At 36.8% G+C, this 21,309-nt stretch carries 26 protein-coding genes; all 26 read right to left on the reverse strand.

All coding sequences use genetic code 11. The annotated features are described in order from the left end of the window. Window positions 1-81 precede the first annotated feature (81 nt). Window positions 82-864: a flagellar biosynthetic protein FliR gene (fliR, locus tag COB47_RS09695; protein ID WP_013291198.1), complete on the reverse strand. Its 783-nt coding sequence runs from the start codon at window positions 862-864 to the stop codon at window positions 82-84. A 20-nt stretch (window positions 865-884) separates the two neighbouring features. Further along, on the reverse strand, window positions 885-1,154 hold the full coding sequence (gene fliQ / locus COB47_RS09700) for a flagellar biosynthesis protein FliQ (RefSeq protein ID WP_013291199.1): 270 nt from the start codon (window positions 1,152-1,154) through the stop codon (window positions 885-887). 22 nt (window positions 1,155-1,176) lie between these two features. Then, window positions 1,177-1,938 (reverse strand): flagellar type III secretion system pore protein FliP, encoded by a 762-nt coding sequence (fliP, locus tag COB47_RS09705; protein WP_013291200.1) that lies wholly within the window; start codon window positions 1,936-1,938, stop codon window positions 1,177-1,179. After that, a complete protein-coding gene (locus COB47_RS09710; RefSeq protein WP_013291201.1) occupies window positions 1,922-2,317 on the reverse strand; it encodes a FliO/MopB family protein in 396 nt (131 codons plus the stop codon). The genes fliP and COB47_RS09710 overlap by 17 nt, the downstream gene beginning before the upstream one ends. Before the next feature lie 31 nt (window positions 2,318-2,348). Continuing rightward, window positions 2,349-2,711: a response regulator gene (locus tag COB47_RS09715; RefSeq protein WP_013291202.1), complete on the reverse strand. Its 363-nt coding sequence runs from the start codon at window positions 2,709-2,711 to the stop codon at window positions 2,349-2,351. An 86-nt stretch (window positions 2,712-2,797) separates the two neighbouring features. Continuing rightward, complete coding sequence (gene fliY, locus COB47_RS09720) at window positions 2,798-3,925, reverse strand: flagellar motor switch phosphatase FliY (RefSeq protein ID WP_013291203.1); 1,128 nt, start codon at window positions 3,923-3,925, stop codon at window positions 2,798-2,800. After that, window positions 3,922-4,911 (reverse strand): flagellar motor switch protein FliM, encoded by a 990-nt coding sequence (fliM, locus tag COB47_RS09725; RefSeq protein ID WP_013291204.1) that lies wholly within the window; start codon window positions 4,909-4,911, stop codon window positions 3,922-3,924. The genes fliY and fliM overlap by 4 nt, the downstream gene beginning before the upstream one ends. A 20-nt stretch (window positions 4,912-4,931) precedes the next feature. Further along, entirely contained in the window at window positions 4,932-5,402 is a 471-nt protein-coding gene (locus tag COB47_RS09730) for a flagellar basal body-associated FliL family protein (RefSeq protein WP_013291205.1), read from the reverse strand. After that, entirely contained in the window at window positions 5,399-5,626 is a 228-nt protein-coding gene (locus tag COB47_RS09735) for a flagellar FlbD family protein (RefSeq protein WP_013291206.1), read from the reverse strand. Before COB47_RS09735 ends, COB47_RS09730 begins: the two co-directional genes overlap by 4 nt. Before the next feature lie 122 nt (window positions 5,627-5,748). Then, window positions 5,749-7,218: a flagellar hook protein FlgE gene (locus tag COB47_RS09740; RefSeq protein ID WP_013291207.1), complete on the reverse strand. Its 1,470-nt coding sequence runs from the start codon at window positions 7,216-7,218 to the stop codon at window positions 5,749-5,751. Window positions 7,219-7,346: 128 nt separating this feature from the next. Further along, window positions 7,347-7,706 carry a TIGR02530 family flagellar biosynthesis protein gene (locus COB47_RS09745; protein ID WP_013291208.1) on the reverse strand — a complete coding sequence of 120 codons (360 nt, stop codon included), beginning with the start codon at window positions 7,704-7,706 and terminating at the stop codon, window positions 7,347-7,349. Further along, window positions 7,693-8,205, reverse strand: a complete 513-nt coding sequence (locus tag COB47_RS09750; protein WP_041742535.1) for a flagellar hook capping FlgD N-terminal domain-containing protein — start codon at window positions 8,203-8,205, stop codon at window positions 7,693-7,695. The genes COB47_RS09745 and COB47_RS09750 overlap by 14 nt, the downstream gene beginning before the upstream one ends. A 10-nt stretch (window positions 8,206-8,215) precedes the next feature. Then, a complete protein-coding gene (locus tag COB47_RS09755) occupies window positions 8,216-9,733 on the reverse strand; it encodes a flagellar hook-length control protein FliK (protein ID WP_013291210.1) in 1,518 nt (505 codons plus the stop codon). A gap of 44 nt (window positions 9,734-9,777) precedes the next feature. Then, on the reverse strand, window positions 9,778-10,599 hold the full coding sequence (locus tag COB47_RS09760; RefSeq protein ID WP_013291211.1) for a MotE family protein: 822 nt from the start codon (window positions 10,597-10,599) through the stop codon (window positions 9,778-9,780). Continuing rightward, a complete protein-coding gene (fliJ, locus tag COB47_RS09765) occupies window positions 10,586-11,044 on the reverse strand; it encodes a flagellar export protein FliJ (RefSeq protein WP_013291212.1) in 459 nt (152 codons plus the stop codon). The genes COB47_RS09760 and fliJ overlap by 14 nt, the downstream gene beginning before the upstream one ends. Before the next feature lie 27 nt (window positions 11,045-11,071). Continuing rightward, on the reverse strand, window positions 11,072-12,367 hold the full coding sequence (gene fliI, locus COB47_RS09770; RefSeq protein WP_041742800.1) for a flagellar protein export ATPase FliI: 1,296 nt from the start codon (window positions 12,365-12,367) through the stop codon (window positions 11,072-11,074). A 1-nt stretch (window position 12,368) separates the two neighbouring features. Then, window positions 12,369-13,124, reverse strand: a complete 756-nt coding sequence (locus tag COB47_RS09775; RefSeq protein WP_013291214.1) for a FliH/SctL family protein — start codon at window positions 13,122-13,124, stop codon at window positions 12,369-12,371. After that, on the reverse strand, window positions 13,117-14,124 hold the full coding sequence (gene fliG / locus COB47_RS09780; protein ID WP_013291215.1) for a flagellar motor switch protein FliG: 1,008 nt from the start codon (window positions 14,122-14,124) through the stop codon (window positions 13,117-13,119). Before fliG ends, COB47_RS09775 begins: the two co-directional genes overlap by 8 nt. A 9-nt stretch (window positions 14,125-14,133) precedes the next feature. Further along, the gene (gene fliF / locus COB47_RS09785; RefSeq protein WP_013291216.1) at window positions 14,134-15,816 is read right to left on the reverse strand and encodes a flagellar basal-body MS-ring/collar protein FliF; all 1,683 of its coding nucleotides are present in this window, start codon (window positions 15,814-15,816) and stop codon (window positions 14,134-14,136) included. 31 nt (window positions 15,817-15,847) lie between these two features. Continuing rightward, complete coding sequence (gene fliE, locus COB47_RS09790; protein ID WP_013291217.1) at window positions 15,848-16,162, reverse strand: flagellar hook-basal body complex protein FliE; 315 nt, start codon at window positions 16,160-16,162, stop codon at window positions 15,848-15,850. A 20-nt stretch (window positions 16,163-16,182) separates the two neighbouring features. After that, window positions 16,183-16,620, reverse strand: a complete 438-nt coding sequence (gene flgC, locus COB47_RS09795) for a flagellar basal body rod protein FlgC (protein ID WP_013291218.1) — start codon at window positions 16,618-16,620, stop codon at window positions 16,183-16,185. Window positions 16,621-16,631: 11 nt separating this feature from the next. After that, entirely contained in the window at window positions 16,632-17,033 is a 402-nt protein-coding gene (flgB, locus tag COB47_RS09800; protein WP_013291219.1) for a flagellar basal body rod protein FlgB, read from the reverse strand. Between the two features lie 155 nt (window positions 17,034-17,188). Beyond that, window positions 17,189-17,983, reverse strand: a complete 795-nt coding sequence (gene codY / locus COB47_RS09805; protein WP_013291220.1) for a GTP-sensing pleiotropic transcriptional regulator CodY — start codon at window positions 17,981-17,983, stop codon at window positions 17,189-17,191. A 49-nt stretch (window positions 17,984-18,032) separates the two neighbouring features. Next, on the reverse strand, window positions 18,033-19,430 hold the full coding sequence (gene hslU, locus COB47_RS09810; RefSeq protein WP_041742537.1) for an ATP-dependent protease ATPase subunit HslU: 1,398 nt from the start codon (window positions 19,428-19,430) through the stop codon (window positions 18,033-18,035). 10 nt (window positions 19,431-19,440) lie between these two features. After that, window positions 19,441-19,971 (reverse strand): ATP-dependent protease subunit HslV, encoded by a 531-nt coding sequence (gene hslV / locus COB47_RS09815; RefSeq protein WP_013291222.1) that lies wholly within the window; start codon window positions 19,969-19,971, stop codon window positions 19,441-19,443. Between the two features lie 23 nt (window positions 19,972-19,994). Next, window positions 19,995-21,305 (reverse strand): methylenetetrahydrofolate--tRNA-(uracil(54)-C(5))-methyltransferase (FADH(2)-oxidizing) TrmFO, encoded by a 1,311-nt coding sequence (trmFO, locus tag COB47_RS09820; RefSeq protein WP_013291223.1) that lies wholly within the window; start codon window positions 21,303-21,305, stop codon window positions 19,995-19,997. Window positions 21,306-21,309 lie beyond the last annotated feature (4 nt).

The raw sequence follows: 21,309 nt of genomic DNA on the forward strand, positions 1-21,309 counted from the left end.
TTGCTTCCTGACGTTTTCTGGGGGTTGCCTTTTCTGTTTTAGTACTTGCTTCTGAAAAAAGCTGAATATCAAATATTAACCTCACTTGATACCCCCTCTTAAAAATTCAAAAGTATACACTGATATTCTGTCAATCAGTACAAATATCATCTTACTCATGAAAGGAAAAATTATAACAAGCACCAAAAAACCAATTGTAATCTTTATAGGTATCCCTACCATGAACACATTCATCTGTGGTACAGCACGCGACAGCACTGCTAAAATTATATCCACAATAAGCATACTCATCAAAATTGGCAGGCTTATCTCCACCCCTATCAGAAAAAGTTCTGAAAAAAATCTCAAAAAGTTCCACGTAAATTCGGTTTTAAAACCTCCATATCCAATTGGAACAAGTTTGTAGCTATAAAATATAGCTCTTATAAGAAGATGATGAGCATCTGTGCCAAAAAACATCACAAGCATGTAAAGGTACAAAAAGTTGCCTAAAAGAGGTACTTGAATCTCGCTCATAGGATCAATGACATTTGCCATACCAAAACCTATTGCATTGTCAATGATTTGACCTCCTAAAAGTATAGCTGAAAATATCATGTATGATATATACCCTATCAAAAGCCCAACAATGAACTCTTTAATCACTACAAAGATATACTCCTCCACATTGGTAGGTACACTGTAAGAAAAATTGTAAGTTGTGACAACAATCATACTTAAGAAAAACGCAAAACCAATTTTAAAGTACGCAGGAATATTTCTTCTGCCGAATATTGGTGAGGCTATAAAAAGACCACTCATTCTTGCTAAAACAAGAAAAAATATGTATGAACTATTTAAAAAGGTATTGATAATATCTGTCATAAGTGTTCTTCCTTAAAAGTTTATTTTACAAACTGGTTTATATTAATCCACAAATATTTTGTAAACTCTACCACCTTTGTGAGCATCCACTGACCGAAAACCAAAAGTGAAAGTGCAATTGCAATTAATTTTGGTACAAAAGTGAGTGTCTGTTCGTTTATCTGAGTAGTTGCCTGCAAAATAGATACAACTATACCTACTACCATTGATACAAGCAAAATAGGTCCCGCAACATAAAATGCTGTTAAAATTGCCTGTCTTGCAATCTCAAGCACTACCGATGTATCCATCTCTCATCTTCTCACTTTTCTTTTACTTAAAACTTCTCACAAGCGACTCTACAACTAAATTCCACCCATCAACTAAAATAAACAGCAAAATTTTGAAAGGTAATGATATCATAACCGGCGGAATCATAAGCATTCCCATCGACATTAAAATGCTTGCCACAACCATATCAATGATTAAAAATGGCACATATATCAAAAACCCCATCTCAAATGCACTTTTTAGCTCACTTATTATAAAAGCAGGAACAACAACCCTTATGGGAAGGTCTTTTACATTTGTATTTGGATTTATATTACCAAGTTTCACAAAAAGATCAAGGTCTTTTTTGCGCGTATTTTTTAGCATAAACTCTTTCAGAGGCTGCTCGGCTCTCTTGAGCGCTTCCTGGGATGTTATCTGCCCTTTTATGTACGGCTGATAAGCCTGCGTATAAATCTTGTCAGTCACAGGTGCCATCACAAAAAAGGTCAAAAAGAGTGCAAGTCCGATCAAAATCTGGTTTGGCGGCATCTGCTGGGTCCCTAACGCGTTTCGAACAAATCCAAGAACAATAAGTATCCTTGTAAATGATGTCATCATTATCAGGATAGATGGTGCTAACGTTAGGATGGTGAGAAATATTATAAGTTGCAGGGCAGACGATACATCCTTGGGGTTTTGCGGGTTGTCCAGATTTATACTAAAGCTTGCTGATGCAAAGGCTATTTGTTTTTCTGCACATGTAGTTATTAAAATTAAAAGTAATGTCGATATAATATAAAGAAACTTATTTTTTTTCATCATCCTTTTTACCTTCACTGTCTTTAATTAGGTTGTAAAGATTTAATACTTTATCTTTCAGATCAAAAGAAGAATTCATTTGGCTATCAATTATCTTTTTGAAGCTATGTTCCTGCTCTTCAAAATTGAGCAGCTGGTCTTTAGTAAACTCTTTCAAAAATGTTATGCTTTTTTGCGTCTTTCCAAGCAAAATAACCTTGTCACCCACCTCAATAAGCACAAGCATACTATCTGCAGAAAGGGGAAGCATGTCAATTACCTTCAAAAATTCCCCTTTTCTGCCAAACATTTTTTTGTTCACAATTTTCAGCACGTAATAGATAAGGTAGATAAGCAGGCATACAACTGTCAATGCTAAAATTACTTTAAGACCAAATTCCATTTTTAAATCTTTTTCACCTCAAACATATTTTTTATCCCAGCACTTTTTTGATTGCCTCAACAATTCTCTCTGCCTGGAACGGTTTTACTATAAAGTCGCGCGCACCTGCCTGAATAGATTCTATAACCATTGCCTGCTGACCCATGGCAGAACACATGATTATCTTTGCCTGTGGGTCTATCTTTTTTATTTCTCTTACAGCTTGAATCCCGTCCATCTCAGGCATTGTAATGTCCATCATTACAAGATCAGGTTTTAGTTCTTTGTACATCTCAACAGCTTTAGCCCCGTTTTCTGCCTCACCCGCAACTTCGTAACCATTTTTTGTGATAATGTCTTTTAACATCATTCTCATAAAAGCTGCATCATCAACTATCAGAATCCTTTTTGCCATCAATCTCTCTCCTTTTCAAAGTAGTTCTTTTTTAAAGTTGTAGTTTTAAATTATTCTGTCTGGCAAACAAATAACTTATTTATATTTTATAACCTATTTGATGGATTGACAATATCAGTTATCCTGACACCAAAATTTTCATCAATTACCACAACCTCACCTTTTGCTATAACCTTGCCGTTTACCAGAATATCAACAGGCTCACCTGCAAGCTTTTCAAGTTCAATGATCGACCCTGTTGAAAATTCCAAAATCTCTCTTACAAGTTTCTGTGTCCTTCCAAGTTCAACAGTAATCTCAAGCGGCACATCCAAAATGAGCTCAATGTTCTCGGGATACCTTCTTTCCTCTTCTTCATCAAAACTTTCAAACTGCACAGGTGAAACATTGTAAACCTGTTGCGGCTGTTCTTTCTTTGGTGGCGGTGTATAAGACTGCGGCGATGTTTTTTGTTTATTTGTAGGCTGAGAAGCAGGCTGTTTGAGTGTTTCTTCTTTTACAGTTTCACTATGTGACTTTGCCGATGTTTCTGCCTGTGCGGAGGCATTGAATGTATTTTTGAACATAGCATCTACAAGCTGTTTTGCAAAGTCAACAGGTATCAACTGCATAATCTGGCTATCTATTAAATCTCCTATGGTCATACGGAAAGCTATCTTAACAATCTCGTCAGCTCTTTTTAATTCAGGTATCATCTCCTCAGCATTCTGGGCAAAATCAATTACAAAGGCTTCGGGTGGATTTATGTCAATTTTTAGATTTAACATAGAAGAAAGCGACGTAGAGGCAGAGCCTACCATTTGATTCATCGCTTCCTGTATTGCTGAAAGCTGAAGTTCTGTTAGCTGCTCAGTAAACTCAACTTGACCTGTACCACCCATCATAAGGTCTGCAATAATCTCAACGTCTTCTTTCTTTAAAATTAAAAGATTTATACCATCAAGTCCTTCCTTATAAACAACCTTTATTGCAACATATGGAACAGGAAATTCTTTTGGTAGTTCATCCCATTTCAAAACGCTTACAACTGGTGTTGTAATGTTTACCTTTTGGTTCAAAAGAATGCTCAAGGTGGTGGCAGCTGTACCCATTGATATGTTACCAATTTCGCCTAAAACATCCTTATCTTGATCAGATATTGTAGGTGATGACGATGTTTCGCTCATTCCCCGCAAAAGAGCATCTATTTCGTCCTGAGAGAGCAAATCGCTCATCTAAAATCCTCCCCCTCTTCTACCCGTGTAATCTTTACTGCGATCCTGCCTTCTTTTCGTCCTGGAACACCATAAAATTTTAATTTATTCCCCACAAAAACTTCTATCTCCTGGTTTTTCCTTCTATCAAGCCTTAGAACATCACCTACCTGAAGTTCCAAAAATTCCCGAACCGTAATCTGTGTTCTTCCGAGCACTGCTTTCACTGTAACCCTTGTTCTCTCAATCTTTTTCTGCAAATACTCTTTTGTTTCCTCTGACGTTTCTTTTGCAGATGTTGAAAACCAAAACTTTGTTGAAAGTCTCGGCATTATCGGCTCAATTACCATATGTGGCAAACAAATGTTTGCCATGCCTTCTACTTCGCCAACTTTCATAGCAATAGTTACAAGTGCAATTGTCTCATTAGGCGATACAATCTGAGTAAACTGAGGATTTGTTTCTATCTTTTCAAGTCGTGGTCGAAGTTCAACAATGTTTTCCCATGCTTCCTGAAAATAATTTACAAGCTGCTGAAGTAGCCTTTCTATAAGTGCAAGCTCAATTTCAGTAAAGGTCCTTACCTTGTCTATTCCCTTGCCAAACCCACCAAGCACCCTATCAATCATGGCAAACGCAATTTCTGGCGCCATTTCATATACAATGCTTCCTTTCAATGGTGTAAAATTCACAATACCCATAACAACAGGATTCGAAAGAGAATTGCTAAACTCATAATATGTTAGCTGCTCAACAGATAAAACATCCATCTGAACAATGGTTCGTAAATACCCAGACAAAAAGGTGGTGACAATTCGGGCATAGTTTTCAAATATCATCTGAAGTGTTCTCAAATGGTCTTTTGCAAATTTACTTGGCCTTTTAAAGTCATATACGCGGACATTCTTTTCTTGTTTTGGCTTTTGAATCTCATCAAGTGAAAGTTCACCAGATGTAAGCGAACGCAAAAGTTCATCTATTTCGCTCTGCGAAAGTATATCGCCCATTCAATTTTTCACCACCTTTTTTACTGGATTATAAACTCACCAAAATTGACATTGTACACTTTATTCTCAAATACCTCATTTAACCTGTCTTTAATCTCTTTTCTAACCTTTTCTTTCCCTTCAGGCTTTAAAAGTTCGTCTGCTGTCTTGCTTCTTAAAACACTATCTATAATATCGGCAATCACAATGTTTTTCTCTTTTAAAGTTTCAGATAGCTTCTTATCTGTAACTTCAAGCTGAACTGTCAGTCTTATGATTCTTCCTGCATTTGTTTGAGTATCCTGTAAGTTACTCATAAGAGCCTTACCGTCATTTACATCGTATGTATAAAGTTTTTCCGGTTTTTTCTCAACTGGAGTAGTTTTTGCAGTCGGTGATGCAGGTGATAAATTTTTTATAACTGTCAAAAATCCTATTCCCATTCCTAACATCATTAGAAGAAGCAAAACAAGTAAAATGAGAATTATTGAGTTCATCTTTTCGCCTTTCATCTTTCATGCTCCTTTTGCAAAGGTTGTACATTAAATATAATACCCTCAAAAATCTTTTTTTTGTATTCAATGACCTTTTCAATAACCTCATCCACAGACTCTTTCACAACAAGTTTTACCCCATTTGTGAGGGTTATAACAGTATCAGGTGTGGATTCCACAAACTCTATAAAATCTGCATTTACCACAAACTCTTTGTTATTTATTCTTCTCAATTTTATCATATACAATCAACCTCTTGAAGATATTAAAATGAAAAAGATGTATCAGCTCTTTTCAAAGGGAAGGAGAAAAAGTTATATAAACTCACCTTTTTCTCCCTCCCCCTACTTTTTATCTACCACTCTTATCTCTTAATATTCACTAAATCCTGTAAAAGCTCATCCGATGCTGTTATCACCCTTGCGTTTGCCTGATATCCTCTTTGGGTTACTATCATGTCTGTAAACTCTTTTGCTAAATCCACATTTGACATCTCAAGAGTCCCCTGAGATATTGTACCTCTTGAACCAGAACCAGGTGTACCAATTTCTGGATCGCCTGAGTTTACTGTGTTTATATAAAGGTTATCTCCTATTCTTTGAAGTCCTGCAGGGTTTGCAAATGTGGCAACTGCAATCTGTCCGATTAGCTGATTCAAACCATTTGAATATACACCTGTAATCTTGCCTGACGCGTCAACGTTAAACCCTTGCAAGTTACCTGCAGCATATCCTGTCATCTGTGCAACCCTTATTGAGCTTTCCATATTACCAAACTGTGTTATATTTTTGAGGAAAAATGCAATATTTGTATTGTCATTAACATCAAACTCAGCACTGTTAACTTTAAATGTAATAGGATTTACAACATCATTCTTGAATTTTATTGTAAAAGTTCCATCAGTTGTGTTTATTATTCTACCTCCAGTTACAGATAATCCTTCAACCTTATCACTTGTGTTTTCATCATCAAGTACCTTACCCGCCTGACCAAACGTTATTGTTCCGGTTGCAATAAATTTATCATAGTCATTATTAGCATCCAACATCTCATCAACATATACATATTTCTCGTCCGGATTTTGAGCAGTTCCAACATTCTTCTTTATTCTTGGCGCATCTACATACCAGTTCCATGTATTGTCACCTGTTTTGACAAATGTAAGCTGAAAAGTATGTTCTTTACCCTGTGAATCATAAATCTTAAAACTCGTCGAATATTTGCTATCAGCCGGAACGTTTAACAAATCTTCATATTTGTCTATCTGACCAGAATAGGCTTTGAGGTCAGCACTTAAATTACCATCAAAACTAATCTTATCTGTTGCCTTTGGCGGCAAAGTAGGAAATGCGAGTATATTTATCTTTGAAGGCGATTTTGTGGTATCAATTTGATTGTTAACAGGGTCATACATCCATCCAAGAACATTCAAACCTGTTGCTGTTACTAAATTCCCCATTTTATCTAAACTAAAATTCCCTGCTCTTGTAAAACGTGGAGCTTTACCATCTCCCCCCACAACAAAAAAGCCATCGCCTTCAATTGCAAGGTCTGTAGGATTATCTGTCCTCTGAAGACTTCCTCTTGTCATATTCATATCAACAGACGCAACCGACACACCAAGACCAATTTGCATGGGGTTTGACCCACCTCTTCCAGAGGCGGTATCTGGTGCTGACGCCGATTTTAACACAGAGGCAAAAACAGATGCAAATGTTACCCTGCTTGATTTAAATCCTACTGTATTTACATTGGCTATGTTATCACCAATCACATCCATCCTGGTCTGGTGAGCACGAAGCGCAGAGATGGATGAAAACATTGATCTCATCATCTTTGATAAAATCCCCCTTTTTTCTATTGACATAGAATCTGTATTCTTCCGAACCTTTCCTCTGTCGGTCAGAAAGGTCCTTTTTTGGGGGACCTCCCATTCTGGGGTCCATCCCCCGTCGAAAAAACTTATATCATCAACACACCATCAATGTTTGTAAACAGGTTATCCTTCAAACTTGACATATCCTTTACCGTCACAACAACTCTGTTTTTGATATTCACTATATATGCTCTATCACCCTCTAAGATTAGTACATCGTTTTTTAGCCCTTTTTGCTCAGCCTTTTTCACAGCTTCTTCAAGTTTTCTTAAAATAGTTTCATCCAAATTAATATTCTGAAATTTCAATCTCTCACTTGCATGTTTTGAAATTTTGATAGATGAAGAAAGAATACTTGCAAAACTTCCTGTAGCTTGCCTTTGAGTAGTTGAAACAAGACCTTCATGTTTTACGCCATTAATGTTTCTTATATTATTTACCATCATCTATCCCTTTCTCCTTATTCAAGGAGGTAAGTAGTTCAAGTAGATCTTCCTTAGTTGGTACTTTATTAAGAATATTTGACAAAACTTCCTCAGAATAGGTATGATAAACTTCTTTTATATTATCAGAAAGTACTTCTGTGCCGTTTACTTTTAAGAATACTTTGCTCCCATCCACTCTAATACTGTCCACTCTTCCTTCAATCTGCTTTAAGCCATCCTGCGTACTTGTTGCAACAATATATCTTCCTATCATACTCTGGGCTTTTAAAAGTTCAAATGATTGGTTTAAGTTTTGCATTTGCTCAAGAGCAGAGAACTGAGCAAGCTGTGCAACAAACTCTTTGTCCTCCATAGGTTTTAACGGGTCCTGGTATCTCAGCTGTGTAACCAAAAGATTCAAAAATTCCTGTTTACCCAAGATGTTTTTTTCCGACGATACTGCTAAACCTTGCTTGGAGTTTGAGCTATTTGTGCTACTATTTACCTTTAATTCTGCCATCATCTTCACCTCAAGCTCTTAAATTAAGAATACTTTCATTCAGCTCATATATCAAACTCTCTATACTTCTACTACTATCTTCACTATCCTGAAAAACTAAATTTCTTCTCTGTGAAAACCTCTGGTGGTCCTGATACTGTTGCCCGTTAAAATTTCCTCCCAAGCTTACATTCAGCTGCGATATATTTATCCCCTGGTCTTTCAGTATGGTAAGAAGCCCATTTAATGAGCCTTCTAAGATTTCTTTTACGTGGGGAGATGATACAATGAGATTACCAAAAATCTTACCGCTGTTATCTTTGCTAAGTTCAATCACAACATTTCCAAGCCATTCGGGTTTTATACTCACCTGCAATGTTGTAAGGTTTTGTTTGTTTACTATAGAAATCTTTTCTGCCAGCTGATTAATTAAAGACATCCTAATTTCTCTTATGTTTTTATCATCCTGAAAAGAAGAAATACTTTCCATTTTGTTTTCAAGCGCAAAAGTATGTTGTCTCAAATCCAATACATCTGGCTTTGTCTGTATCTTTTCTTCATTTGTATTTGTTTCTTTTTCTTGTAAAAGCTGCTTCAAAAAAGTTTCTTTTTTAAGACCATTGTCACTCGACACTTTTTCAATAAAATCAAGAGTTTTATTTACCGTATCTATATTTTGCGTATTTAAAACATTAATCAGTTTTTGGTCATCTGATCTTTCCATTACATTTTGGATCTCTTTCAAAACCTTACCTAAAATTCCTTCCTTATTCTCTGTGTTAAAACCTTTTAATTCATTTTTATCTTCTGCAAACAGCTTTCTTAAAACTTCTAATATTGAATCATCATTTGATTTAATATCAAAAAACCGATTTTGATCATGCTTGTCAAAAATAATTTCTCCTAATAATTTGTAAAACTTTTCTGTATTTGAACTATCGCCCTTAACAAACACAAAGTCAAACATCTGCTGGTCCTCAGTACTTTGCACCATTTTCTGAGCAAAATTTTGCAAAAGCTGCGAAATTGTCATCTTACTAATATTAGAACTCAAATATTGATTTGAATCCATTGTCGTCTGTAGAGACTGAAACTGTAAATTTGAAAAGTCAATCCCCTGAATGTTATTGGATTGAAAAAGCTGATTTAAATTTAATTTATCCATGTTTTCTCCACTTTTAAGTAAATTAAAAATAAGGTTTAAAAACTCCATTATCTGAGTTTGCAGTATTTGAGGTTGGACATTGACTTCTGTGCTCAAATTCTGTGGCTCTTCTTTTGGAACAATTTCATCCTTCTGAAGATTAGCTTCATTCTTTTCTGTTTGTTTCTCAGAAGATACTATAGTGTCTTTTCGAACTACTGTTATTCTTTTTGGCAATACATTATCTTTCCTGTCTACCTCTTTTGAATTATCGATTTTCTTTTCCAAAATATCTTGAAATGATAAGCTCTTGTTCTTCATATCTTTTGTATTACTTGTATTAGATGTTGCAGCAGATGTTTTAAATAACAGCATATTAGCATCAATAACCACTTGCGAATTCAACTTCTTTTCTCCCCCCTTTCATTTCGAAAGTTTAAATTATAATATTATCTTAATGCTGAAAGGCTTGATGTGACCTTTGCAGCATTTTCAGCGCTCATGTTACTTATTATCTGCGAAGAAGTTTTTGTATCAAGTGACTTTAATATTCTAACTACTAATGTATACTTTGTATTATCGCTCATCATATTTTCAAATATTGATGCTGCAATTTTTGGGTCAATGTTTTTATATATATTAGTCAAAACAGAGATATCTTCAGAAATTGTCTTCTGGTTTGAATTTGAAATCCCTAATAATTTTATCGTCTTCTCAGGCGCAATATTTGATAGTATCTCTGATGCAGCTTCGGAGGGTATTGCTGAAAGCACATCATTTGCTACTTGACTATCTGTGTCTAATAAGTTCTCAACTATCTTTGCAGCTTTTTTTGAATCCATATTCTGAAGCAAACTTGCAAAATATTTTATTTTGTTTTGAGCATCTACCTGTTTTGAAGTAAGGTCGGATATTTTAACAGTCAAATCCTCTATCTGCTTTTGCAAATTAGAATTTTGCTTTTCCAGTAAAGAAAGTTTTGACTGAAGAGTCTCTTTCTGTTTCTGAAGGTCTGCAATCTGTTTTTCATAAATCTCTTGCATATCTACAGTTTGGACTTTATTTTTATTCTTTACAAATGGGGTTTTCTTTAAAAACGTATCTAAAGCATTTTTTGCTCCAAAAAGATTGAAGTACACAGTAGCAAACGATGCTCCAGCAAGAATCAGAAAAATTATTAAAAATATTAATAAGCCCTTTCTCTTTTTCTTTTCTTTCTCTTTTGGCTTGTTTTCAGTTGTTAAATTCTCTACAAGTTTAGCTTCTGCCACTTCTATCACCTATACCTTTGTAGATTTTGTATGATACCACTCTGTCAAGTTCTTTATTTTCAAGCTGTTTTATCTCATTTACTAGATTTATCAAATACCTTTCCTTTAACTTTTCAAACTTTTTCTTTTCAATCATGCTTTCTATTACCTCTTTTTTCTTCTCCTCAACTCTAATTTGCTGATAGTAAATTAACTGGTTTTGAACATCCACCCTCTTTTTTAGCATGCTGAGAAACTGGGAATAGACTTTCATCTGCTGTGGCAAAAAACCATTCAAGCAAAGACTTTTTAAATCTTCTTTCACCTTTTTTACATCCTCTTCCAGTTCAAGTTTTCGTGCAATGTACTCATTCAAAACTTGATTTTGCTTAGCAAGCTCAGATTTTTTTATTTCCTCAAACTGCATTTTTATCTTTAATAGCTGTTCAAACCTGAACCTTTTCATCTTCTTTTCAACCCTTCAAAAAGCGTTTTACGAGATTATGTTTCTTAGCATCTCAATTTCCTCTTCAAACTCGAACCTCTCGTCAACATCCTGCCTCAAAAACTGGTTTATCCGTGGCACAAGTTCAATCGCCCTGTCAATCTCCGGGTTTGACCCTTTTGTATACGCACCAATGTTTATCAAATCCTCTGCTTCCCTATACACAGCTAAAATTCGTTTAGTCTCGTTCGCAAGCTCCCTGTGAGAAGACTCAACAATATCGTTCATCACCCTGCTGATACTGGCAAGTACATCAACAGCAGGATAGTGATTTTTGTTCGCAATTGCCCTTGAAAGAACAATGTGACCATCCAAAATACCCCGTGCTGTGTCAGTAATAGGTTCGTTAAAATCATCACCGTCAACAAGGACAGTAAAAAGGGCTGTGATAGACCCTTTCTGGTTCTTCCCTGCACGCTCCAAAAGCTTTGGCATAATGGAAAACACAGAAGGTGTGTACCCACGCGACACTGGTGGCTCACCAATTGCAAGCCCTATCTCCCTTTGAGCCATCGCAAACCTTGTAAGCGAGTCCATCAAGAAAAGAACATCAAGTCCCTGGTCACGAAAATACTCTGCAATTGCCATTGCAACATATGCTGCCTTTACTCTTTTCAGGGCTGATTCATCAGAAGTTGCAACTACTACAACAGACCTTTTAAGCCCTTCTTCCTTCAAATCTTTCTCCAGAAACTCTTTTAGCTCTCTTCCCCTTTCACCAATTAAAGCAAGAACATTAACATCTGCTTTAGCATTTCGTGCAATCATGCCAAGAAGTGTACTCTTGCCAACGCCGCTTCCTGCAAATATTCCAACTCTCTGCCCTCTGCCAATTGTTAAAAGAGCATCAATCGCTTTTATTCCAAGCGGCATTATAGTATCTATTCTCGGCCTTTCAAGTGGGTTTGGTGCCCTGTTTTCAACAGGGTATTTTATCTTTGATTTTATCTCGCCTTTGCCATCAATTGGCTGTCCTAAACCGTCAAGAATTCGACCAAGAAGCTCATTACCTACTTTAATTTCAAAAATACTGTCTTGAGCTATAACTTTACAGCCCGGAAACACACCAACAAGGTCAGAATAAGGCATTAAAAGTACTTTATTATCTTTAAACCCTACAACCTCTGCCAAAGTCTCTGTCTTCACAGCCTTTATACGACAAAGTGTACCTATGCTAACAGCAGGTCCCTGTGACTCTATCGTAAGGCCTATAACCTGATTTACAAATCCAGTAAACTGGTAAAAATTTGTATTTTCAACTTTTGATTTGAGTTTTTCAAGCATGTCAATCACCAATCAATGACTCAATTATTTCTTGAATTTTCTCCAGACGCATCCTTACACCTGTTTCAACAAAACCGTACGGAGTTTCAATTACCACATCCCCACCTCTCAAAGCCTTGTCAACCTTTATGTCTACTTTGTCAACCCCGTCTATCCCTCGCAAAATTTCTTCAAGTTTTTCATTTACATACTCAAAATCTTCCTCACTCACCCTTAAAGTCAAACTGTTTCGGATTGAAAGCTGTAAAATAGCATTCTTAATATACTGCTGCAAAAAACTTTTATCTCTTATCTCCCTTTCTAAAACCTTTTCTAAAATCTGAGGTACAAGGAGCAAAACCTCGTTCTCAAGGTCTTTGAGAATATTTTCTCTTTCTTTGAGTATCATTGCTTTTTGAATTTCTATATTTTCAAGCATCTTTTTATATTCTTTTTGAGCATCAAGCAAACCCTTTTCAAAACCTTCTTTATAGCCATTTTCCTGCGCCTGTTTTAAAATCAGTTGAGCGCGGGTATTCGCTTCGTCTATTATCCTCTGAGCCTCTTGTTTTGCTTTACTCAAGAGCTCTTCAGCTTCTTTTTGAAAAGCCTCAGCTCTGTTTTTTTGTTTTTCAAATTCCTCTTCCTGTTCTTTTAACTTTCTTTCATAGTTTTCAATCTCAGCTCTTGCTTTTATAAGTTTTTCAAGTAGCACTTTATAGTTCGTTTCAACTGGATTTTGAATTAGCACCTGGTTATTTCTGATAACATTAGACAATTATCTCATCTCCCCCGCCACGAGAAATGACAATCTCTCCCGCATCTTCAAGCTTTCTAATAATGTTAACAATCTTTTGCTGAGCTTCTTCTACATCACGAATTCTTACAGGTCCCATGTATTCCATATCTTCTTGAATCATCTCTGCCATTCGTTTTGACATATTGCTAAAGATAACCTTTCGAACCTCCTCAGTTGTACCTTTGAGAGCAATTGCCAGTGTATTGTTTTCAACCTCACGCAAAATTCTCTGAATAGACCTGTTGTCAAGCTTGACAATGTCTTCAAATACAAACATGCGTTTTCTGATCTCTTCAACAAGTTCAACATCTTCAAGTTCCAGTGCTTCCAAAATCCTCTTTTCTGTACCCCTGTCAACGGCATTCAATATGTCAACAATAGCCTGAATACCGCCAACAACTGTGTAATCCTGCATAACAACAGATGAAAGTTTTTTCTCAAGCACCTTCTCAACTTCACGTATGACATCCGGTGAAGTTCTGTCCATAAGCGCAATCCTTCGCGCAACATCAGCCTGTTTTTCTTGAGGCAATGATGCCAAAACCTGTGCTGCTTGCTGTGGTTTTAAGTATGAAATAACAAGCGCTATTGTCTGTGGATGTTCGTTTTGAATAAAGTTGAGTATCTGCGATGCATCAGCTTTCCTGATAAAGTCAAAAGGTCTTACCTGAAGAGATACTGTAAGCTTTTCTATAACCTCTTTGGCCTTTTCAGGTCCAAGCGCCTTTTCCAAGACCTCTTTTGCATAGTCAATACCACCTTCTGCAATGTACTCCTGTGCAAGGCAAAGATTGTAAAACTCTTCCAAGATGGCCTGCTTTTGTTCAGGCGATACTGTTCTTATATTGGCTATCTCTAAAGTCAGCTCTTCAATCTCCTCTTCTTTCAAGTGCTTAAAAATCTTTGCTGACCTCTCAGGCCCAAGTGCAATTAAAAGCATAGCCGCTTTTTGTTTACCAGAAAACCCTGTTTTGGGCATTTATTATCATCACTCCCAATCTTCGTTAAGCCAGTTTCTCAGAAGTTGTGCTACTATTTCAGGTTTTTCTCTTAAGAGTTTATCAATCTGTTTTTCGTACTGGTTAACACCAAATTCTTCAACATTTATCTCTTCAACTTCTGCTTCTTTTCTCTTTTCGGCCTCTTGCAAAATTCCCTCAGCTACAGGTTTTTCCTCTGAAATCTCTACAGGTCCAACACCAGCAAGTTCTACAGTACGTGATTTGCCCCTCGACGCCTTTATCAAAAGACTTATAGCAAATACCATCAAAAGTAAAAATGCAAGTGCAACATAAATGTAATCAACAGGGATTTGTCTTTGTGGTCTGTCAACAAAGGTTGGAACTTCATACCCCTCTACAGTAACATTTTGTATACCTGTTGCGCTTTTTATTAAATTTACAATTGTTTCTATCTCTTTTTGGTCTGTCAAAAACGGCCTTTTGTTGTTCTGGTTTTGGAGCTTGAACTGTGCCCATGTCATATTTTTTGCTTGATCAGACTTCTCAAAATCTTCCTGGGTATATGTAATATATCTGTACAACACAACTGCTATTGAAGACTTATCATAGTTGATTGTACCAGGTGCTTTTATAGTCTCAATCTTTTTTTCATTGTTCTGATAATTCACAGTTTCATCACTCTTTGTATATGTAGACTGCCCACCTTGAGAGGTTATAGGATATTGTGTTGTATTCTGGGTTGGATTTGTATCAGTCCCAGGAACACCGCTGGATGAAGAATTTGTGCTCTGGGCTTCCTCCTTTGTCGTCTTTTTTGATACAACTATCCCACTGTCTTCTAAAACAGGAGAGTACTTTGTTTCACTTATCTTTTGCATATCAAAGTTCATATCTAAATTCACTGAAACCTTCACATCTTCAGGGGAGTTTACATAGTTTCCTAAAAGCTCTTTTACTTTTTTTTCTATCTCATTTTTTGTTGCAACTTTGATTTGAAGCTGTTTGCTCGAAAGCCCTTCGGTTGTATCGGATGAGTTATCTGAAAGATAATTCCCTTTATTGTCTATTATCACTACATTTTCTGGCAAAAGTCCTTCAACAGAGGCTGCAACAAACCTCTGAATACCTTCTATCTGGTCTGAGCCTAAACTCTTTTTCAAAGTGAGCTTTACACTTGCAGTGGGTTTTGTTGCCTCATCCTTGAGTGCAAAAGTATAATCCTCAGGAATGCTCAAATTTACAACCGCATCCTCTATGTAATCTGACATCTGCTTTAGAGCCTCTTGAATTTCACTTTCTTTAAGTTTTATAAACGTCCTTCTTTTATCTGACTCTGTTGCCGTCATAGAGCTTGAAAGTTTGAGTGCATCTTCAAATGTAATACTGCTGTTTTTAGGATATCCTGCTTGAGCTGCCGCCATCTTTGCCCTGTCAACATCAGTATCCCTTACTAATATAGTTGTACCACCGTTTGCAGCTTTTGAATCAATCTTTTGCTCACTTAAAATGTTTTGAATCTCTGCTGCCTCTTTAGGATCAAGCCCAGAAAAGATTGTAACATAGTGAGGTCTTGTTGTAATATAAATGGCTGCAATGACCGATAATAATATTATAGAAGAAGATATTATAAACATTATTTTTTGCGATTTAGAAAAATTAGCCCATTTTTCCCTTATATTTTTCAAAAAATCATTCAAAAACTGAGGCAATTACAATACCTCCCCGCAAAGAATAAAAAAACTATACCTGCATGCGCATAATTTCATTGTATGCATCCAAAATTTTATTTCTAATCTGCAATGTAAGCTGCAATGCAATGGAAGCTTTTTCAGATGCTACTATAGCATCCTGTGGGTTTGCAGAAAGCCCTAACAAAAACAGGTTATTCTGATACTCTGCTTCTTTTTGCAGGCTATCTACACCTTCTAATGCTTTGTAAAGAAAATCAACAAACGAAATCTGAGAAGTTTGATTGCTTGCACTGTTTGTATTTATGCTTGAAAATTGCTTCTCAAAAACCTTTGAAATACTATCAAAGTTTATATTTAAAGACATTGTTCGCAAATCCCCCTCAATTATTTACCTATCTCAAATGTTCTTGTTATCATTGACTTTGTTATATTAAGAGCAGTGACATTTGCCTCATAAGAACGTGACGCTTCAATCATGTTAACCATTTCTGTAACAATATCTACATTCGGATAATTTACATACCCATTTTGGTCAGCATCAGGATGAGTAGGGTCATATACTTTTTTAAACGGACTTGGGTCCTCTAAAATTGCTTTAACTCTCACACCGCCATAATATGAATTTGCAGCCTCACCAATCTTTTGAGTTAAGATATCAGCAAAGCTCTGTTTTCTTTCTTCAAAAACCACAATTTTTCTTCTGTAAGGCTGACCACTTTCTGTTCTTGTAGTATTTGCATTTGCAATATTCTGGGCAATTACATCCATTCTTACCCGCTGTGCAGTCAAGGCTGACGATGAAATGTTTATCGCATCAAACATTCCCACCTCTATCACCTTCCTTCCTTTATCACCATCTTCCACTTGTTTATCTCTCTCGAAAGCTGAAGTGAAACACCGTCAAAATACAGAGAGTTTTGCAGGAGTTTTCCCATCTCCTGTTCTATGTCCACAGTGTTCTGATCAAGTCTCATTTGGAAACTGCTGTCAAGCACTTCTATGGAATTATCTGGACTGCTACTGCTTTCTTTTATATGTCTTTCATTGGTTGTCACAAGTTCTAAACTTTCTTCTTGGTTAAAACTCCTTTGCAAGAATGCTTCAAAATTCAAGTCTTTTGCCTTATAGCCAGGCGTATCCGCATTTGCTATGTTGTTTGAGATTATCTCGTTTCTCTTCCACGCCCAGTCAAGAGCCTTTTTGTAAAGGTCAATTTTATCAAACATATTTATCATTTTTTATCCCTCTATTTTTCGACAATCTTTTATTCTATTTTACAAAATTTTTGATAAAAATACCATACAAAATTTTTTAGACTGAAAATGATATAAGAAAGAGGATAGCAAGAGACACACATTCACAATTCCCCCTGCTATCCTCATCTTTCCACTCACTTTAATTTTAGCTTTTCCTTTTGTTTTTCTATCTCATTTCTCACCATTTCATTTAACACCTTTATATATGTGCCTTTGAGACCAAGCGACCTTGTCTCTATAAGTCCTGCACTTTCAAACTTTCTGAGCGCATTTACAATGACAGAACGTGTTATTCCCACCTTGTCTGCAATTCTGCTTGCAACCAAAAGTCCTTCATTCCCTTTTAGCTCATCAAAAATATGCACAAGCGCTTCAAGCTCAGACACAGAAAGTGTCTCAATCGCCGATTTTATCATCTCTCTTTTTTTCTTTTCCTCTTCATCTTCTTCCTTTAAAAGATTTAAAAGCTCAAGCCCAATCACAGTTGAGGCATATTCAAGTACAATTATATCTTCTTCTGTAAAAGCGGAAAAACTTTTGAATGCCAAAACTGTGCCGAATCTTCTTCCTCCGCCAATTACAGGGACAGATGTGCACAGCAGGTCGTTTTCTCCACCAGCTTTGCTCTCAATTTCAGCAATCCTAGTGATGTCTGAAAACTTCATATTTGCTCTGGTGTCCACAAACCACCAAAAAAACTTTTGAAGCTTATCGCCTATCTTTTTCTCTTCAGAAAGCTTTATATCCACATTCACAAAAGGCATGATGTATTTGCAAATGACCTTCCCATCTTTGTCAATAAAAAATACACTCGAATCTGTCACATCACCAACAACAGAGCACAGCCTTTCAAAATCCAAAACCCCTTTGTCCTTGCTTTGGATAACTCTGTTTAGTTTTCTGACCTTTTCAAGAAGACTCTGCTGCATTCGCTTTTTTATCTCCCTTCGCCAATTCCTTTGGAAGGTATGAACAAAATTATATTATAAATCTGCTCAAATCTTTGTCCTTTATAATATCCGAAACCTTTGAATATACATAATCCTTGTCAATCACAAGGTCTACTGGTTTTTCAACATTTGCATATTCAAATGAAATATCTTCCATTATCTTTTCAACAACAGTGTGAAGTCTTCGCGCACCGATATTCTCGCTCTGCTCATTTATTTTCACAGCAACTTTTGCAATAGCTTCTATTGCATTATCTGTAAAGGTAATGTTCACACCCTCTGTCTTCATAAGTTCAACATACTGTTTTATAATTGCATTTTTCGGTTGTGTAAGTATCTTTTTGAAATCCTCTTCTGTCAAAGGATTAAGCTCCACAACAACCGGGAACCTTCCCTGAAGTTCTGGTATCAGGTCAGAAACCTTTGCAACATGGAAAGCTCCAGCTGCAATAAACAAAATATGGTCTGTCTTTACAGGACCGTATTTTGTCATAACAGTGCTTCCCTCAACAATGGGAAGAATGTCTCTTTGCACACCTTCTCTTGATACATCAGGACCAACACTTGAACCTTTTCCTGCAATCTTGTCTATCTCATCAATAAAAATGATCCCTTGTTGCTCAGCCCTTTGAATAGCTTCTTTTATAACCTCATCCATGTCAATAAGCTTGTTGTACTCTTCCTGCTCTAAAACTTCACGCGCTTCTCTTATTGTCATTTTCTTCTTTTTTTTCTTCTTTGGAAATAGCGAACCAAAAACATCTTGAAAAGAAATTCCCATCTCGTCAGAAATTGTACCCATGATCATCTCAAACGGAGGTTTTACAGTATCCTCAACCTCAACTTCAATTACTTTATCTTCAAGCTCTCCAGAGCGCAGTTTTTCGCGCAAAATCTCTCTTTGGGTCTTAATATAGTCGTCTGTTGTCTGATAACTTTGGTCCATCTCTTGCGAGGTGGCACCAAAAAGTGCTTCAAACGGATTTTTAAACCCTGCTTTTCTTGACTGAGGTTCAGGAATTAATATCTCCAAAATTCTGTCCTCAACAAGAGCTTTTGCTCTTTCTTTCATTCTTTCCATATATTCGCTCTTAACTAAGGAGATTGCATTTTCAACAAGGTCTCGTACCATTGAATCTACATCTCTTCCAACATATCCAACTTCAGTAAACTTTGTTGCCTCAACTTTTACAAACGGAGCATTCACAAGTTTTGCAAGTCTTCTTGCAATCTCGGTTTTACCAACTCCTGTTGGCCCCACCATCAAGATGTTCTTTGGCGTTATCTCATCCTGAAGCTCCTTTGGGAGCTTTGCGCGCCTGTACCTATTTCGAAGGGCAATGGCAACACACTTTTTTGCCCTTTCCTGCCCAACTATATACTTGTCAAGCTCTTTTACAATCTCTTGAGGAGTTAATTCCATCATATCTTATCACCTACAATTCCAAAACTGTAATGTTGTTGTTTGTGTACACACAAATAGACGCCGCAATCTCCAAAGCTTTTTTGGCAATCTCAGCGGCAGAAAGGTCTGTGTTTTGAAAAAGCGCTCTTGCAGCTGCCAGAGCATACGGTCCGCCAGACCCAATCGCAGCAATGTTGTCATCCGGCTCGACAACCTCGCCACTTCCTGATACCACAAAAAGGTGATCTTTGTCTGCCACAACCATGAGCGCTTCTAAGCGTCTTAGGACTTTGTCCTGTCTCCACTCCTTTGCAAGCTCAACAACGCTCTTTTGTAAATTACCACTATTTTGTTCAAGCTTTTCTTCAAACTTTTCACATAGAGTTATTGCGTCTGCAACAGAACCTGCAAAACCAACCAAAACCCTGCCATTGTAAAGTTTTCTAACCTTTTTGGCTGTCGATTTCATTATCATATTCTGGGAAAATGTGACCTGACCATCACCAGCTATGGCAACACTTTCGCCTTTTTTCACAGCCACTATTGTTGTTGCATGAAACATAGCAAACCTCCATAAACTTTAAATTATTCAAAAATTTTGTTGGCCACTTCTTTGCAAATGTCCAATGATTTTTGTGCAATCAAAAGTTTTCTCTTTTCCTTGTCTTTAATCTTTGCAATTTCATCATCAATTGATATTATACCATAGTTAGCGTTCATGGGCTGAAAATCTTTTTTGGGTGTTGTAATATACTCTATCAGAGCTCCAATGCAAGTGCTCGGAGGCAAACTCACAGGCTCCTTCCCCAAAACCTGCATTGCTGCATTAATCCCCGCAATGATACCTGTTGCCGCAGACTCCAAATACCCTTCAACACCTGTAATTTGCCCAGCGAAGAATATGTTTGGATATTTTTTAAGAAAAAGGTACTTGGTCAGCACTTCGGGTGAGTTAATATAAGAATTTTTGTGCATCACACCATATCTTACAAACTCAGCATTCTCAAGACCGGGAATGAGCCTGAAAACCCTTTTTTGTTCACCCCATTTGAGTCTTGTCTGAAACCCTACCATATTATAAAGCTTTCCATCCTGGGTGTCTTTTCTGAGCTGTACAACAGCGTACGGCATTTTGCCAGTCCTTGGGTCAATAATTCCCACCGGCTTTAGCGGACCAAATCTCATTGTATCAATACCGCGTCTTGCCATCTCTTCAATCGGCATACAGCCTTCAAACAGCAGGTCTTTCTCAAAGTCTTTTACTTCAATAACTTCAGCATTTACAAGCTCCCAGTAAAATCTTTCATATTCTTCTTTGGTCATTGGACAGTTTATATAGTCATTTGAACCTTTGTTGTAGCGCGAGGCAAAAAATGCTTTTGAAAAGTCTATAGAGTCTCTGAGCACAATTGGTGCTGCTGCGTCAAAAAAATAAAGGTTTTTGTTTTCACAAAGCTTGGAAATATCAGAAAGAAGACTTTCTGTTGTAAGCGGACCTGTGCTGACCACTACAACCTTGTCTCTTGGAACTTCTGTCACCTCTTCATGAATGACTTCAATAAGTTCATTTTGCTTTATCTTCTGGGTTATATACTCTGAAAACTTATACCTGTCAACTGCCAAAGCCTGTCCTGCCTCAACTGATGTTGCCTGGGCAGCTTCCATCACAAGCGAACCGAACACCTTCATCTCCTCTTTTAAAAGCCCAGATGCATTTGTCAAAAGCTTAGACTTTAAAGAATTGCTGCACACAAGCTCTGCAAAGGTATCTATTTTGTGTGCAGGCGAAAACTTTTTGGGTTTCATCTCAAAAAGCTTTACCTTTATTCCAAACTTTGTGATTGCATTTGCTGCCTCAACACCTGCAAGCCCTGCTCCAATCACTACAATTTCCATTATG

The sequence above is a fragment of the Caldicellulosiruptor obsidiansis OB47 genome (assembly GCF_000145215.1).
Lineage (GTDB): Bacteria > Bacillota > Thermoanaerobacteria > Caldicellulosiruptorales > Caldicellulosiruptoraceae > Caldicellulosiruptor > Caldicellulosiruptor obsidiansis.